12 protein-coding genes are annotated in these 13,963 nt (G+C 65.7%); 7 read left to right on the plus strand and 5 right to left on the minus strand.

All coding sequences use genetic code 11. From position 1 onward, the window contains the following. Positions 1 to 14 precede the first annotated feature (14 nt). From glaH to IEJ03_RS06985, 3 genes are all read left to right on the plus strand, one after another. Positions 15 to 995 (plus strand): glutarate dioxygenase GlaH, encoded by a 981-nt coding sequence (gene glaH / locus IEJ03_RS06975; protein WP_192036921.1) that lies wholly within the window; start codon positions 15 to 17, stop codon positions 993 to 995. A gap of 65 nt (positions 996 to 1,060) precedes the next feature. Further along, entirely contained in the window at positions 1,061 to 2,257 is a 1,197-nt protein-coding gene (gene lhgO, locus IEJ03_RS06980) for an L-2-hydroxyglutarate oxidase (protein WP_192036922.1), read from the plus strand. 89 nt (positions 2,258 to 2,346) lie between these two features. Further along, positions 2,347 to 3,177, plus strand: a complete 831-nt coding sequence (locus tag IEJ03_RS06985; protein ID WP_192036923.1) for a universal stress protein — start codon at positions 2,347 to 2,349, stop codon at positions 3,175 to 3,177. Between the two features lie 142 nt (positions 3,178 to 3,319). Here IEJ03_RS06985 and sulP read toward each other — a convergent pair whose 3' ends face one another. Both sulP and rarD read right to left on the minus strand, forming a co-directional pair. Then, the gene (sulP, locus tag IEJ03_RS06990; protein ID WP_192036924.1) at positions 3,320 to 5,032 is read right to left on the minus strand and encodes a sulfate permease; all 1,713 of its coding nucleotides are present in this window, start codon (positions 5,030 to 5,032) and stop codon (positions 3,320 to 3,322) included. Positions 5,033 to 5,039: 7 nt separating this feature from the next. Then, on the minus strand, positions 5,040 to 5,972 hold the full coding sequence (gene rarD, locus IEJ03_RS06995) for an EamA family transporter RarD (protein WP_192036925.1): 933 nt from the start codon (positions 5,970 to 5,972) through the stop codon (positions 5,040 to 5,042). 191 nt (positions 5,973 to 6,163) lie between these two features. Here rarD and IEJ03_RS07000 point away from each other — a divergent pair, with 191 nt between their 5' ends. Next, on the plus strand, positions 6,164 to 6,967 hold the full coding sequence (locus tag IEJ03_RS07000) for an amidohydrolase (protein WP_192036926.1): 804 nt from the start codon (positions 6,164 to 6,166) through the stop codon (positions 6,965 to 6,967). Further along, positions 6,967 to 7,671, plus strand: a complete 705-nt coding sequence (locus tag IEJ03_RS07005) for a pseudouridine synthase (protein WP_192036927.1) — start codon at positions 6,967 to 6,969, stop codon at positions 7,669 to 7,671. Before IEJ03_RS07000 ends, IEJ03_RS07005 begins: the two co-directional genes overlap by 1 nt. 97 nt (positions 7,672 to 7,768) lie before the next feature. On the opposite strand, the gene IEJ03_RS07010 is transcribed toward IEJ03_RS07005, so the two are convergent. Then, positions 7,769 to 8,356, minus strand: coding sequence for an outer membrane beta-barrel protein (locus IEJ03_RS07010; RefSeq protein WP_192036928.1), 588 nt, complete (start codon positions 8,354 to 8,356; stop codon positions 7,769 to 7,771). A gap of 78 nt (positions 8,357 to 8,434) precedes the next feature. Then, positions 8,435 to 8,890 (minus strand): hypothetical protein, encoded by a 456-nt coding sequence (locus IEJ03_RS07015; RefSeq protein ID WP_192036929.1) that lies wholly within the window; start codon positions 8,888 to 8,890, stop codon positions 8,435 to 8,437. Between the two features lie 183 nt (positions 8,891 to 9,073). Here IEJ03_RS07015 and pyrC point away from each other — a divergent pair, with 183 nt between their 5' ends. Next, positions 9,074 to 10,114, plus strand: a complete 1,041-nt coding sequence (gene pyrC, locus IEJ03_RS07020; protein ID WP_192036930.1) for a dihydroorotase — start codon at positions 9,074 to 9,076, stop codon at positions 10,112 to 10,114. Between the two features lie 42 nt (positions 10,115 to 10,156). Beyond that, a complete protein-coding gene (hrpB, locus tag IEJ03_RS07025) occupies positions 10,157 to 12,607 on the plus strand; it encodes an ATP-dependent helicase HrpB (RefSeq protein WP_192036931.1) in 2,451 nt (816 codons plus the stop codon). 27 nt (positions 12,608 to 12,634) lie between these two features. Here hrpB and IEJ03_RS07030 read toward each other — a convergent pair whose 3' ends face one another. Next, positions 12,635 to 13,954, minus strand: coding sequence for a pyridoxal phosphate-dependent aminotransferase (locus IEJ03_RS07030; RefSeq protein ID WP_192036932.1), 1,320 nt, complete (start codon positions 13,952 to 13,954; stop codon positions 12,635 to 12,637). Between the last annotated feature and the right edge of the window lie 9 nt (positions 13,955 to 13,963).

Consider the following 13,963-nt stretch of genomic DNA (forward strand, 5'->3'; position numbering starts at 1 on the left):
TTCTGGAGGCCCCGATGACCGCCCTGACTTCGTTTGACACCACACTCGTGCCGAAGCCTGACCCTCTCGAGGGCTTCACCCTCACCCCGTCGGCGCAGTCGCCGCGCCTGCTCGAGCTGACCCTGCACCGCGGGGTGGTCGATGCTTTTCTCGAAGCGGTGGCCGAGTGGCCGGTGCAGGCACTGGAATACAAGTCCTTCCTGCGGTTTCGGGTCGCGAAGCTCCTGGATGATCTGTGCGGCAATACCCTACAGCCGCTACTGATCAACACCCTGGTCGACCGCCGCACAGGAGGCCTGTTGGTGACGCCCGAGGGGCTTGATCGGGTCGAGCAGGCCGAGGACATGGTCAAGGTCTCTACCGCGGTGGCGCACCTGATGGGGCGTTCCAATTTCGACGCCATGAGCGGCCAGTACTATGCCCGCTTCGTGGTCAAGAACGTGGATGAGTCCGACAGCTACCTGCGTCAGCCGCACCGGGTCATGGAGCTGCACAACGATGGCACCTTCGTCGAGCAGGACACCGATTACGTGCTGATGATGAAGCTCGATGAGCAGCACATGGAGGGCGGTAATTCGCTGCTACTGCACCTGGACGACTGGGAGGGGCTGTCGCGCTTCTATCATCACCCGCTGGCCCGGCGCGAGATGCGCTGGACGGCGCCGCCCAGCAAGAAGGTCGACAAGGACATCTACCATGCGGTCTTCGATGTCGATCGTGACGGGCTGCCGATCATGTCCTATATCGATCAGTTCGTGCAGCCCAAGGACTTCGAGGAGGGCAACTGGCTCGCCGATCTCTCCGATTCCCTGGAAACCAGCGAGCATCGCCTCTCGGTGCCGGTCCCCGTTGGCAGCTTCCTGCTGCTCAACAACCATTTCTGGCTGCACGGGCGTGACCGCTTCACGCCTCACCCCCAGTTGCGTCGGGAGCTGATGCGCCAGCGGGGCTACTTCACCCACGCCAAGACGCTACGCCAGCCGCGTCAGCGCTAGGCGTCGTCTGCAAACTGCCAGACGGCTTCACGAGCAGGACACTTCCCAACAGCGAGGCGATGCGGGTGTACGATTTCATCATTCTGGGTGGGGGCATTCTCGGCATGTCCACCGCCATGCAACTGGCCAAGGCCTATCCCGATTGCCGCCTGCTGGTGGTCGAGAAGGAGACGGGCCCAGCCCAGCACCAGACCGGCCACAACAGCGGCGTCATCCATGCCGGTGTCTACTACACGCCGGGCAGCCTGAAGGCGCGTTTCTGTCTCGAAGGCAATCGCGCCACCAAGGCGTTCTGCGATGCCCACGACATCCGCTATGACGAGTGCGGTAAGCTGCTGGTGGCCACCAACGCGCTGGAGATGGAGCGCATGCAGGCCCTGTGGGAGCGCACCGCGGCCAATGGCCTTGAGCGAGAGTGGCTCGAGGCAGATGCGCTCTACGAGCGTGAGCCCAATATCACCGGCTTGGGCGGGATCTTCGTGCCCTCCAGCGGGATCGTCGACTACGGCGAGGTGACGCGCGCGATGGCCGCTGAATTCGAGCGGATGGGGGGCGAAATTCGTTATTCCACCGAGGTGGTGGGCATCCAGGAGGGCTCCCACGAGGTGGTGGTGGAGACGCCTGAGGGTGCCATTCCCGGCAAGTTTCTGGTGACCTGCTCGGGCCTGATGGCGGATCGGGTGGTACGCATGCTGGGCGAGACGCCGGACTTCACCATCTGCCCGTTCCGTGGCGAGTACTATCGCCTGCCCGAGCAGCACCACCAGATCGTCAATCATCTGATCTACCCGATTCCCGATCCCGCGATGCCGTTTCTGGGCGTCCACCTGACGCGGATGATCGACGGCAGCGTCACCGTGGGGCCGAACGCCGTGCTGGCGTTGAAGCGTGAAGGCTATCGGAAATCTGATATCTCTCTGCCCGACATGGCCAGGATGTTCACTCACCCGGGCATCCTCAAGGTGCTCAAGGCCAACCTGCGGCCTGGGCTGATCGAGATGAAGAACTCGCTCTTCAAGCGGGGCTATCTCAAGGAAGTGCGCAAGTATTGCCCGAGCCTTACGCTTGAGGATCTCGAGCCCTATCCGGCCGGGGTACGGGCCCAGGCGGTGTCCCGCGAGGGTAAGCTGATCGACGATTTCCTGTTCGTCGACACCCGGCGCACCGTGAACGTCTGCAATGCGCCGTCGCCGGCCGCCACCTCGGCGCTGCCGATCGGCGCGCATATCGTCGAGCGAGTCAGACAGCGCCTGCCCCAGTAAATCACCAAACCTGGGTCGCATCGAGCTGGCGGATTCCCGGGGGCTGGCATATACCTGAAACGCTATCGCCGCGATCAGGGAGCCAGGTCATGCTGCACTCGATTCTGTTGGCCGTTAACGCCTCCACGGCCTCACAGGTGGCCGCCGCCCAGGCCGTCGATCTGGCTCGTCGCCTGGGTGGGCAGCTGCTCGCCGTAGAGGTCAATGACACGCGTGATGCAGCGCTTGGCAGTTATCGCCTTGACGGCCAGCTGGCCTTCCAGGCGGCCGATGCCATGCCACCACGAGCGATATCGCGTCATTCGCCCTCTCGATCCGGAGCCCTGGCAGGTGTGGCTCGGGCGGCGCTGGAGGCCGGGGTGTCCTGTCGCACCGCGAATCCCTCTGGTATCCCGGCGGAGGTGCTGCTGGAAGCGGCCGTGGACAGTGATCTGATCGTCATGGGGCGCCATGGGGACGCGCGGGGCAGGCGGACGCCGCGGGGACTCAGCGGGGTGGTCGAGGCGGTGTTGCGACAGGCGAGCCAGTCGGTACTGCTGGCCGGCGTCGAATTCGAGCCGCCGCGGCGAATCCTGCTCGGCTTCGATGGCCGTGCGCCGGCTCGTGCCACCATGTCGGTTGCCTTCGAGCTGGCCCAGCGGCTGGCGCTGCCGGCCTGTGCATTGAGCGCGCACACGAAGCCAGGCGCAGCGAGACGCCAGTTGGATGCCGTCGAGCATTTCGCCTCCGCCCATGGCGTCGAGGTGGAGACCCATGCCGTCGCAGGGGCGCCGGTGCCCGCGCTGCTGGAGCTGGCCGAGGAAGATGACCTGATCGCGATCGGGGCCTTCGGCGAGGGCCGCCTGCACGAATGGCTCAAGGGCTCGACCACTGCCGATTTGCTAAACGCCGCCCCCCAGCCGGTGCTGCTGCACCGCTGATGCGGCGCCCGAACCCGCTTGCCGCTCCCGGGCAAGGCCATTCGCACTTTAGCCGGGCTCGCCGCTAAGATCGACAAGGCCGCCGACCTGAGGTCGGCGGCCTTGTTGTTGGCGTGACTTGTTGTTGGCGTAATAAGTGCATTCAGTCGCGACGCTGACGCAGCTCGCACCAGGCCGCATAGGTGCTCAAGAAGACACGGCCGGTCAGGCCGTCCAGCAGGTCGCTCTGCTTGAGCTTGTCCATCACCGGCCCCTTGACCTCGGACAAATGCAGGGTGACTCGGGAATCCTCGAGGCGTTCGTTGATGGCCTCGAGGCTCTCCAGCGCCGAGGCGTCGATCAGGTTGACCGCCGAGCAGATCAGCACCACATGCTCGACCTCTGGTCGGTTGGCGATCAGGGCGTAGACGGTGTCCTCTAGGTAGCGCGCATTGGCGAAGTAGAGGCTCTCGTCGATGCGCAGCAAGGCGACATGGCTGTCGGTCTCCACGTCATGGCGAGCCACGTTGCGAAAGTGTTCGGTGCCCGGGACACGCCCCACCAGCGCGCTGTGGGGCCTGCTGGTACGATAAAGGAACAGACCGATCGACAGCGCTACCCCGGCGATGATGCCGGCTTCGACGCCCTCGACCAGGGTGAGGAGGATGGTGGCCGCCATGGCGGTGAAGTCGCTGCGGGAGTAGCGCCAGGTCTGGCGGATCATCTTCACGTCGACCAGAGTCAGGATCGACACCGTGATGGTGGCGGCCAGGGTGGCGATCGGCAGGTGATAGAGCAGTGGCGTCAGCCCTACGGTGACCAGGGCGATGCCGATTGCCGCGACGGTGCCGGCGGCGGGAGTCTGTGCGCCGGCATCGAAGTTGATCACGGTGCGCGACAGCCCGCCGGTGACCGGCATGCCCGCCGAGACGGCGGCGGCGATATTGGCGGTGCCGAGCCCGATCAGCTCCTGGTTGGGGGAGATGCGCTGGCGGCGTTTGGCGGCCAGCATCTGGCCCATGGACACCGACTCGACGAACCCCACCACACTCAGCAGCAGGGCCGGCACCAGCAGCTGTTGCCATAGGGAAAGCTCCAGGTCCGGCCACGTCAAGGGCGGCAATCCTCCGGGTATGTCGCCGACCACAGCTACCCCCTGCTCGGCGAGCGCGAAGTGCCAGGTCATGAGCGTGGTCAGCACCACGGCGAACACCGGGCCCGCCTTGGCCAGCAGGTCGGCGGCCCCCGCCGGCAGGCGAAGGGCTCGCAGGGCCTGTCGGCCATGGCGACGCATCAGCACCAGGAAGGCGAGGCTGCCCGCTCCGATGGCAAGCGTCGGCGCATGGGTGTCGGTGAGCCCCGCAAGCAGCCCCGGCAACAGTTCGGCGACGGTAAAGCCCGAGGCGGTGATACCCAGTAGGTGGGCGGCTTGGCTGGTGGCAATCAGCAGGCCCGAGGCGGTGAGGAAACCCGAAATCACAGGGTGGCTGAGGAAATTGGCGAAGAAGCCGAGCTTCAGGGCTCCCATCAAGGTGAGCATCAGCCCCGAGAGCAGGGCCAGTGCCATCGCCGCCTGCAGGTATTCCGCGCTGCCCGCCACGGCGATGGGCGCCAGGGCGGCGCCGGTCATCAGGGCCAGGATCGCCACCGGGCCCACCGCCAGGGTACGGCTGGTCCCGAACAGCGTATAAGCCAGCAACGGCAGGATGCTGGCATAGAGCCCCACGACCGGTGGCAGGCCCGCGATGATGGCATAGGCCAGCGATTGGGGAATGACCATGATGCTGACGATGATGCCGGCCACCAGGTCGGCGGCCAACAGGCGGCTCGTGTAGTGGGGTAGCCAGGTCAGGATGGGCAGATAGCGCTTCAACATGGAGGTTCTACTTGTGGCTGGCGGCGTTGGCTGGAGTCGTGCGTTCGCGGGATGACCAGGCCGACCAGGAGTAGAGTGCCAGGCCCGCCCAGATCAGCAGGAAGCTCGCCAGTTGCTGCGGTGCCAGCGGCTCATGAAACACCAGCAGGGCGATACCGAACTGGATGCTCGGGTTGATGTACATCAGAAAGCCGAGGGTGGCCAGGCGCAGCCGTCGGGCGGCTCCGGCGAAGGCCAGCAACGGCAGGGCGGTGATCACCCCGCTGGTGATCAGCAGAGCGGTGGTGGCCGGGGTGTCGGTGAAGTGCCCCGTGCCTTGAGCCCCTAGCCAGGCGACGGCGGCGAGGGCCACCGGGAAGAGCAGCAGTGTCTCGACGAAGAGCCCCGACAGGCCATCCAGCGGGACCTGCTTGCGCAGCAGGCCGTAGGTGCCGAAGGAGAAGGCGAGCGCCAGCGTGATCCAGGGTAGCTCGCCGAGCCCCACCAGCTGAATGGCGATGGCAATGCCCGCGAGAATCACCGCCACGCCCTGCAAGCGGTGCATGCGCTCGCGCAGCACCAGCATGCCCAGCGCTACATTGACCAGCGGCGTCAGGAAATAGCCGAGGCTCGCCTGCAGCACCTGACGGCTTTCGACGGCATAGATATAGATGCCCCAGTTCAGGGCGATCAGCACCGCACAGGCCAGCACCCGACCGAGTCGCTCGGGGCTACGCAGGGCGGTGATCACCGGCGACCAGCGCCTAAGCAGGCTGACCAGCCCGACCAGAAACAGGCAGGACCACAGCACCCGGTGAGTCAGGATCTCGAGGGCCGGCACACCCTCGAAGAGCGCGAAGAACAGCGGAAAGCAGCCCCACATCACATAGGCGCCCAAGCCAAGCGCTACCCCCTTGGTGGCTTCCGGGTCCCGGTTCATGGAAGTCGCTGGTTGCCCCATGGCTGCGTCCTTGCCTCGCTGTTGAAAGCCCCTAAGCTAGCACACCGCTTGCATCAGCCCCAGCCGATGTCATCCGCGCGAGGCCCGGCCCGTGCGCTCGTTGCGGCCGCTGGTCATGCTTGAGAGGACGACACGGGGAAGCGCGGCCGTTAGGATATGGCGCATCCGAGCCAATCAATGGAGGGCATGGCATGAGCGATCTGAGAACGACCCTGGTGCAATGCGACCTGCGCTGGGAAGATCCTGCGGCCAACTGCGCGATGCTCGAGGAGCTGCTCGGCGATCTCGGGGAAAGCGACACCGATTTAATCGTATTGCCCGAGATGTTCGCGACCGGCTTCACCATGAACTCCCGGGAGATGGCCGAGCCGATGGGTGAGAGCACGACGGTCGCCTGGCTCAGGCGACAGGCAACGGCGCGTGGCTGCGTGATGACCGGCAGCGTGGCCATCGAGGACGGCGGCAGCTGCTACAATCGCCTGATCTGGGCCCGCCCCGATGGCAGCATCACCCATTACGACAAGCGTCATCTGTTTCGCATGGCCGGTGAGCACGAGCGGTATGGCGCCGGGAACGAGCGCACCATCGTCGAGCTCAAGGGCTTTCGCCTGTTGCTATCGGTCTGCTATGACCTGCGCTTTCCTGTGTGGATGCGTCAGCAGCCGCAGGCGGAAGAGCACTTCGAGTACGACGTGATCCTGTGTATCGCCAACTGGCCGGCTCCGCGCCGGAATCCCTGGCGGACCCTGCTGGCGGCGCGAGCGATCGAGAACCTCGCCTACGTGATCGGCGTCAATCGGGTCGGCGAAGATGCCAAGGGCCTGTCCTATGCAGGCGATTCCATGCTGGTGGACTTCAAGGGCGACTCCCTCCTGGACCGTCCCCGCGATCAGGCTTTTCTCTCTACCGCGACCCTCCCGCGCCAACCGCTCGAGGCGTTTCGCGACAAGTTTCCCGCCTGGCGGGATGCCGATGATTTTGAGGTATTTCTTTAATGCGTTTGGACAAGTTTCTCAGCGACACCACCGACCTGACCCGCAGCCTGGCCAAGAAGGCCATGCACCGGGAGGAGGTCATGGTCGATGGGGTCGTGGTCAAGAACCCGGCGACGCAAGTCGGCCCGGACAATGCCGTGAGCTGGCTGGGCCAGTCGCTGGCACTGGTCGGGATGCGCTACGTGATGCTGCACAAACCCGCCGGGGCTGAATGCAGCGCCCGCCGGGGGCTCTATCCTCTGGCCCATGAGCTGATCGATCTGCCCAAGGCCGAGCGCCTGAATCCGGTGGGTCGCCTGGATGTGGATACCACCGGCCTGGTGCTGATGACCGACGACGGCCAGTGGTCGCACCGCATCACCTCGCCGAAGCGGCGGTGCGAGAAGGTCTATGAGGTGACACTCGCCGAGCCTCTCGAGGGCGAGGCCGCCCGGCGAGCCGTGGAGGCCTTCCGCGAAGGCGTGCTGCTGGACGGTGAAGATCAGCCCACCAAGCCTGCCGAACTCGAGATGCGCGAGGCGCAGCGGGCGCGATTGGTACTGATCGAGGGCAAGTATCATCAGGTGAAGCGTATGTTCGCGGCCATCGGCCATCATGTGACGGCATTGCACCGCTCCTCGATTGGCCCCATTACCCTGGATGCGGCGCTGGCGCCTGGCGAGTGGCGGGAGTTGACCCAGCAAGAGGTCGACGCCTTTCGCTAAGCGCATATACCGTTATCTTGGTCATTGCTGCACGGAACCATGCTACGCCCGACCAGGAGTGCCCGGCGAATCGCGGTGGGGGTCTCGGAAGGTGCGCTCAGAAACGGTAGATCAGCGAGGCAGTGGCCATGGTCAGATGGTCGAGATCACTGGAATCGATGATCTCGTACTCCAGTTGGCCGGTCAGGGCAGGGAGCAGGCGCAGGTTGGCGCCCAGGCCGTAAATCGGCGCGGTTCCGCTGATGGAACCACGGCTATCCGGGGCGTCGATGCTGCCGCGCCATTCGGCGAGCCCAGACTTGGCGAAGAGCCCCAGGCGTCCCATCTTCACCCCTGCCAGAAGGCTGCCATTGATGCTGGTGGTGTCGAGCAAGGTGGGGGAGCCATCCAGAGAGGCTGAGACGTTGTCGCTTTCCAGGTAGGCCAATTCGGCACCAAACTCCAGATGCGGCAAGCGGGAGAAGAAGTAGCCCGCCATGACCCGGAAACCGGTGATGGCGCCGTCGCCGGAATCCACCTCGCGCCCGCCAACCGTCAGGCCATTGTCTAGGGCAATGCTCCCGTCCCCGGTGTCGGCGTAGATCGAGCTCTCGTTGGCGTTCACTGCAGGCGCCATGGCGCTCGTGGCGAACAGGGCGGTCAGCACCAGAGCGGTCAACAGCGAGGAGGGTGCGCGGGACGTCATCTGGAGTTCGCCTTCTTTCCACTCAAGGTGGCGTCGGTCATTCATAGACTACAAGCTTAGTCCGCGACTCGGGTTTATCTAGTGCGCCTTGCCCTTGACATCATCTTTGGTCTTCGTCCTGAAACGGCTACGCAGGATGAACAACAGTGACTTGAAGGCCTGCGTCAGCACGAAGACGACCCAGCCGGCGCTCGCCAGTACATTGACCAGCAGCATCTTCTGGCTGCCGGTCAGCGGTGTGACCAGGAGCCCTTCGACCACAATGGCAAAGAACAACGCCATCAGCAGCGGCAGGGCGAAGAGGTGCATCTGCATCTCGGTGCGCCGACGACGGACCCGGAAGCGACGCAGGGTAACCCGCATCGGCCGGTGGCCCCAGCTGACCAGCAGGATGGTGGCGACCAGGGTCATGGCGGCCACCGTCGGCATCGTCGAGCCTTCCCAGATCGAAAAATTGACCGACCAGGCGAGTGCCAGCCACATGGCGCCCTCCAGGGCGGCAATGATATCGGCTGACTGGCGAACCCTTGGCATGATGTGACTCTCCCCGCGTAAAGACCTCCATGATACGTAAGACTAACGGGCTTGTCGCAAGCCGAGTCTGTATGTCGGCGGGGAAGCGATCGATGGTTCGGTACATCGGCTGATGAGGCAGGGGCCACGCGGGGAGGGCGAGACGTTATACTAGGCGCCGCCATCTACCACACAGGACCCGCCGTGAATCAGCTAACCCTCACCACCCCCGACGATTGGCACCTTCACCTGCGCGATGGTGAGCCTCTCGAGGCCGTCTTGCCCTACAGCGCCCGCCAGTTCGCTCGCGCCATCATCATGCCGAACCTGACACCGCCGGTCACGACCACCGAGCAGGCGCTTGCCTACCGGGAACGCATCCTGGCGGCGCTGCCGGAAGGCTCGAGCTTCGAGCCGCTGATGGTGCTCTACCTCACCGACAACACCCCGGCCGAGGAAATCGAGCAGGCCGTAGCCAGCGGCGTGGTCAAGGCGGTCAAGCTCTATCCGGCCGGGGCCACCACCAACTCGGCTTCCGGCGTCACCGACATCCGCCACTGCGACGCCGCCATCGGCGCCATGGCGCGCCTCGGCCTGCCGCTGCTGGTGCATGGTGAGGTCACCTCGCCTGAGATCGATATCTTCGATCGCGAGGCCATCTTCATCGAGCAGGTCATGGCCCCCCTGCTCGAGCGCCATCCGACCCTCAAGGTGGTGTTCGAGCATATCACCACCGCCGATGCGGTGCGCTTCGTGCGCCAGGCGCCGGATAACGTCGCCGCCACCATCACCGCTCATCACCTGCTGTTCAACCGCAACCACATGCTGGTCGGCGGTATCCGCCCGCACTATTTCTGTCTGCCGGTGCTGAAGCGCGAGACCCATCGTGCGGCCCTGATCGAGGCGGCGACCTCCGGTTCGCCCAAGTTCTTCCTGGGCACCGACAGCGCGCCCCATGCCCGCGGGGCCAAGGAGTCTGCCTGCGGCTGTGCCGGCGCCTTCACGGCGCCCGCGGCTCTTGAGCTGTACGCGACTGCCTTCGAGCAGGCCGGGGCCTTGGATAAGCTCGAGGGCTTTGCCAGCCACTTTGGTCCGGATTTCTATGGGCTGCCGCGCAACCAGGGCACAGTGACCCTGAGCCGCGAAGACTGGCAGCTGCCAGGTGCGCTTGAGTATGTCGGCGATGAGGTGATCGTACCGCTGATGGCGGGCGAGACGCTGACCTGGAAACTGGCTGACGCCTGAAACACGCATTCATTATGACGGCATTTTTATGACGGCATTCTTATGACTGGCACGCCCACGCTACCTATCGAGAATCGCCTGTCGGCCATTCGAGAGGCGCTGGCCGGATACACCCGGGTCCTGCTGGTCGCCGAGCCTGGCGCCGGCAAGACCACCCGGGTGCCGCTTGCCTTGCTCGACGAGCCCTGGTGTCGTCAAGGCAAGCTGCTGCTACTCGAACCGCGTCGCGTGGCGGCAAGGCTCGCCGCCCGCTATATGTCCGAGCAGCTCGGTGAGTCGCTTGGCGAGACGGTGGGCTATCGCATGCGGGGCGAGAGTCGGGTGGGGCCCAATACGAGGCTCGAGGTCGTCACCCAGGGGGTGCTGACGCGTCTCCTGCAGGATGACCCGATGCTCGAGGGCGTGGCCGTGATCATCTTCGATGAGTTCCATGAGCGCAGCCTGGAGGCGGACCTGGGGTTGGCGCTGACCCTGGAGGTGCAGCAGGGGCTGCGCGAGGATCTGCGCCTGCTGGTGATGTCGGCGACACTGGATGTGGAGTCGCTTAAGAGTGTTCTGGGGGAGTCGACGCCGTTGATTGACTGTCCCGGTCGCTCCTATCCGGTGACGACCCATCACCGGCCGGTGAATTCCCGTGACACGGCGGCCCGCCAGCAGGCGACGGTGGTCCGTGAGGCCCTGACGGCGGATGAGGGCGATCTGCTGGTATTCCTGCCCGGTATTGGCGAGATTCGTCGCCTGGGCCGGGAGCTGTCCAGCCTCTCAGACGACGATGTCGCGGTGCTCGAGCTGCACGGCCGTTTGCCGCTTGCGGAGCAGCAACGCGCGCTGACCAGAGATGATCAGGGGCGGCGCCGGGTGGTGCTGGCCACTGCCATCGCCGAGTCCAGCGTGACCGTCGATGGGGTGCGGGTGGTGATCGATGGTGGCTTCGAGCGGGTACCTGTCTTTCAGCCGCGACTCGGGCTGACGCGCCTGGCGACTCAGCGTCTCAATCGGGCCAGCGCCGGTCAGCGGCGCGGGCGTGCCGCCCGCCAGGGCCCAGGGGTGTGTTATCGGCTTTGGGCCGATGAGCAGCCCCTGCCGGCCCATGGCGAGCCCGAGATGCTCCAGGCCGACCTGGCCCCGCTGGCCTTCGAACTGGCGCGCTGGGGCGTGCAGGATGCCGCGACTCTCGACTGGGTCACGCCTCCGCCCGCGGGGCCATTGGCCGCGGGTCGCGTATTGCTTGTGCGTCTTGGGGTGCTCGATGACTGCCATCGGCTGACGACGCTGGGGCGTGGCTGCAGCCGTTGGCCCTGCCATCCGCGCCTGGCGGTGATGCTTGAACGGGCAAGCGAGCTCGATGCCATGCCGCTGGCCTGCTGGCTGGCGGCGCTGCTCGAGTCCCGCGCGGGCGGTGAGGCGCGTGATCTTGCGGTGACGCTGTCGCGGTTGCCCGGTCGCGACGCGCGAGGTGCCGAGTCGCAGTGGTATCGCGATGCCAAGCGCCTGGCCGGGGTGGCCACATGCGGCCTCAAGGTATCCTCCATGGCGCCGCTTGGCGAGCTACTGGCGCTGGCCTATCCCGAGCGGGTCGCGCTCTTTCAGTCGCCCGGGCGCTTCAAGCTGGCCGCCGGCAATCTGGCGCTGCTCGAGGCGGATCATCCGCTGGCTCACGGCGAGGCGCTGGTGGCGGTGGAACTGGATGGCCGGGCCCAGGGCGCGAAGATCTATCGCGGCGCGGCATTGTCCTTGTCGCGGCTCGAGGTGCTCTTTCCGCAGGCGCGCGAGTTTCGCCCCCGGCTCGAGTGGAGCGAGGAGGAGGGGCGGCTGATCGGTGAGGAAGTGCGCTCGCTTGGCGAGCTGATACTCGAGAGACGACCCTTGAAGACACTACCCGCCGAGGCGGTACAGGAGGCCTTGCTGGCGGCGGTCCGTCGCCGCGGGCATCTGGCCCTCGATGCGGCCGCCGAACAGCTGATAGCGCGGGTGGCCTTGCTACGCCAGACCCTGGGCGGTCCTTGGCCCGATTGGTCCCAGGAGGCTCTGCTTGCCGATCTTGAGGTCTGGCTGGCGCCCTATCTCGAGGGTGTACGGCGGCTTGATAAGCTCGACCGCCTGCCGTTGGCGTCAATCCTCCTCGACCGGCTCGACTGGCCGCAGCGCCAGGCGCTCGATGACCTGGCGCCGACCCATGTGGCGGTACCCAGTGGCTCCAGGATCCGTCTCGACTATACCGGGGCCGAGCCGGTGCTGGCGGTCAAGCTCCAAGAGCTGTTCGGGCTTGCCGAGACACCACGTATCGCCGGTGGCCGGGTGCCGGTGCTTTTGCACCTGCTGTCGCCGGCGGGCCGGCCCCTGCAGGTCACCCGGGATCTGGCGAGCTTCTGGGCCAACGGCTATTTCGAGGTGCGCAAGGACATGCGCGGGCGCTACCCCAAGCATCCCTGGCCCGAGGACCCCTGGGACGCTCGGGCCACCGCCCGCACCAAGCACGCTAGGCGTCAGTAGATAACGCTAGCCGTCGGTTGATCCGCTTTAGAGCGTCTTCACGAAGGCAGTCAGCGTGTGAATGCCGTCGCGGATCTTCTCGAGCCCCGGATGCGCGAGCACGGGGCCTGATGTGTCCAGCAGGATCTCGCCATCGAAGTCGACGTAGGCCAGGCGTGCCGTCAGCCGCTCGGCCGGGGCACCGAAGGCCGAGCCTGGCAGCAGCGCCACACCACATTCCTCGAGCAGTGCCTGGGTCAGTTCACTGCCGCTAGTAATTCCGCGCTTGGCCAGAGCCTCACGGTGAGCCTCGAAATCCGGATACAGATAGAAGCCACCATCGGGCGCATGGGTGCGGATACCCGCGGCATCTAGCTCGTGGGCGGCCCACTGACCGATCTCGGTGAGAATCTCACGCTGACGGTTGATATAGGCATCCAGTGCTGCGGTGCGCTGGTAGGCAATGCAGGCGGCTTCCTGCACGGGACTCGCGACGCTCGACCAGGTCTCGGACGCGATACCGAGCAGGCGGGCAAACAGCGCCTGCCCAAGGGGGGCCGGCACATGCATCGCGCCGAAGCGCCAACCGCCGGCGCCACACCACTTTGAGAGCCCGGTGGTCGTGACCGTGCCTTCCGGATAGTCGAGGGCGAAGGCCCGATGACTACCGTCATGATCCAGCACACCGTAGATTTCGTCGGACAGCACCAGCAGGTCATGGCGCCGGGCGACTGCGGCGAGCTCGGCCTGCTCGGCATGGCTCATCGACAGGCCGGTAGGGTTGCTGGGCTGGTTGAGAATCAGCAGGCGTACCCGATTGTCCGACGTGGATGTCTCGGCCAGTGCGGCCTCGAGGGCATCGGCAGTGACCTGCCAGCGGCTCTCGAAGCTGCAGGTCAGGCGCCGGGTGGCGAGGTGACACATCCGCGCCTGGGGCGCGTAGGACACCCAGGCCGGGTCGGGGATCAGGACTTCGGCATCGGCGGGCAGCGCCTTCATCAGGGCGAACAGCAGCAGCTTTGAGCCGGGAGCCAGCAGCATCTCGTCGGCCTGCCAGTCGACGCCATCCACCTCGCGATGAAAGGCGGCAACCGCCTCCCGGGCCAAGGCGAGGCCCTGAACCGGCAGGTAGGCCTTGTCGGCGGCATGCGCGGCCAGGGCCTTCACGGCTGGCGTGAAGACCGGGAAGGGTGACTGGCCGAAGCCGAACTTGATCACGCGCTCACCGCCGGCCTCGCGCAGGCGAGACTGCTCGTTGATCAGCAAGGTGTCCGAGGCGCGGGGCGCCTCGCCGGCGTTCAGGCGCTGGGTGAGCGTCGACGTGCTGGCGGGTGCCGGAGCATGTTGTGCGGACGAGGGAGCCGGCATGGTTGCCTC

It is taken from the genome of Halomonas sp. YLGW01 (genome assembly GCF_014840935.1).
In the GTDB taxonomy this organism is placed as follows: Bacteria; Pseudomonadota; Gammaproteobacteria; order Pseudomonadales; family Halomonadaceae; genus Onishia.

Bases quoted from the DNA above. Each gene is read 5' to 3' on its own strand.
- glaH (WP_192036921.1), top strand. From the start codon at position 15: ATGACCGCCCTGACTTCGTTTGACACCACACTCGTGCCGAAGCCTGAC.
- IEJ03_RS06985 (WP_192036923.1), top strand. From the start codon at position 2,347: ATGCTGCACTCGATTCTGTTGGCCGTTAACGCCTCCACGGCCTCACAG.
- sulP (WP_192036924.1), bottom strand. From the start codon at position 5,032: ATGTTGAAGCGCTATCTGCCCATCCTGACCTGGCTACCCCACTACACG.
- rarD (WP_192036925.1), bottom strand. From the start codon at position 5,972: ATGGGGCAACCAGCGACTTCCATGAACCGGGACCCGGAAGCCACCAAG.
- IEJ03_RS07000 (WP_192036926.1), top strand. From the start codon at position 6,164: ATGAGCGATCTGAGAACGACCCTGGTGCAATGCGACCTGCGCTGGGAA.
- IEJ03_RS07005 (WP_192036927.1), top strand. From the start codon at position 6,967: ATGCGTTTGGACAAGTTTCTCAGCGACACCACCGACCTGACCCGCAGC.
- IEJ03_RS07010 (WP_192036928.1), bottom strand. From the start codon at position 8,356: ATGACGTCCCGCGCACCCTCCTCGCTGTTGACCGCTCTGGTGCTGACC.
- IEJ03_RS07015 (WP_192036929.1), bottom strand. From the start codon at position 8,890: ATGCCAAGGGTTCGCCAGTCAGCCGATATCATTGCCGCCCTGGAGGGC.
- hrpB (WP_192036931.1), top strand. From the start codon at position 10,157: ATGACTGGCACGCCCACGCTACCTATCGAGAATCGCCTGTCGGCCATT.
- IEJ03_RS07030 (WP_192036932.1), bottom strand. From the start codon at position 13,954: ATGCCGGCTCCCTCGTCCGCACAACATGCTCCGGCACCCGCCAGCACG.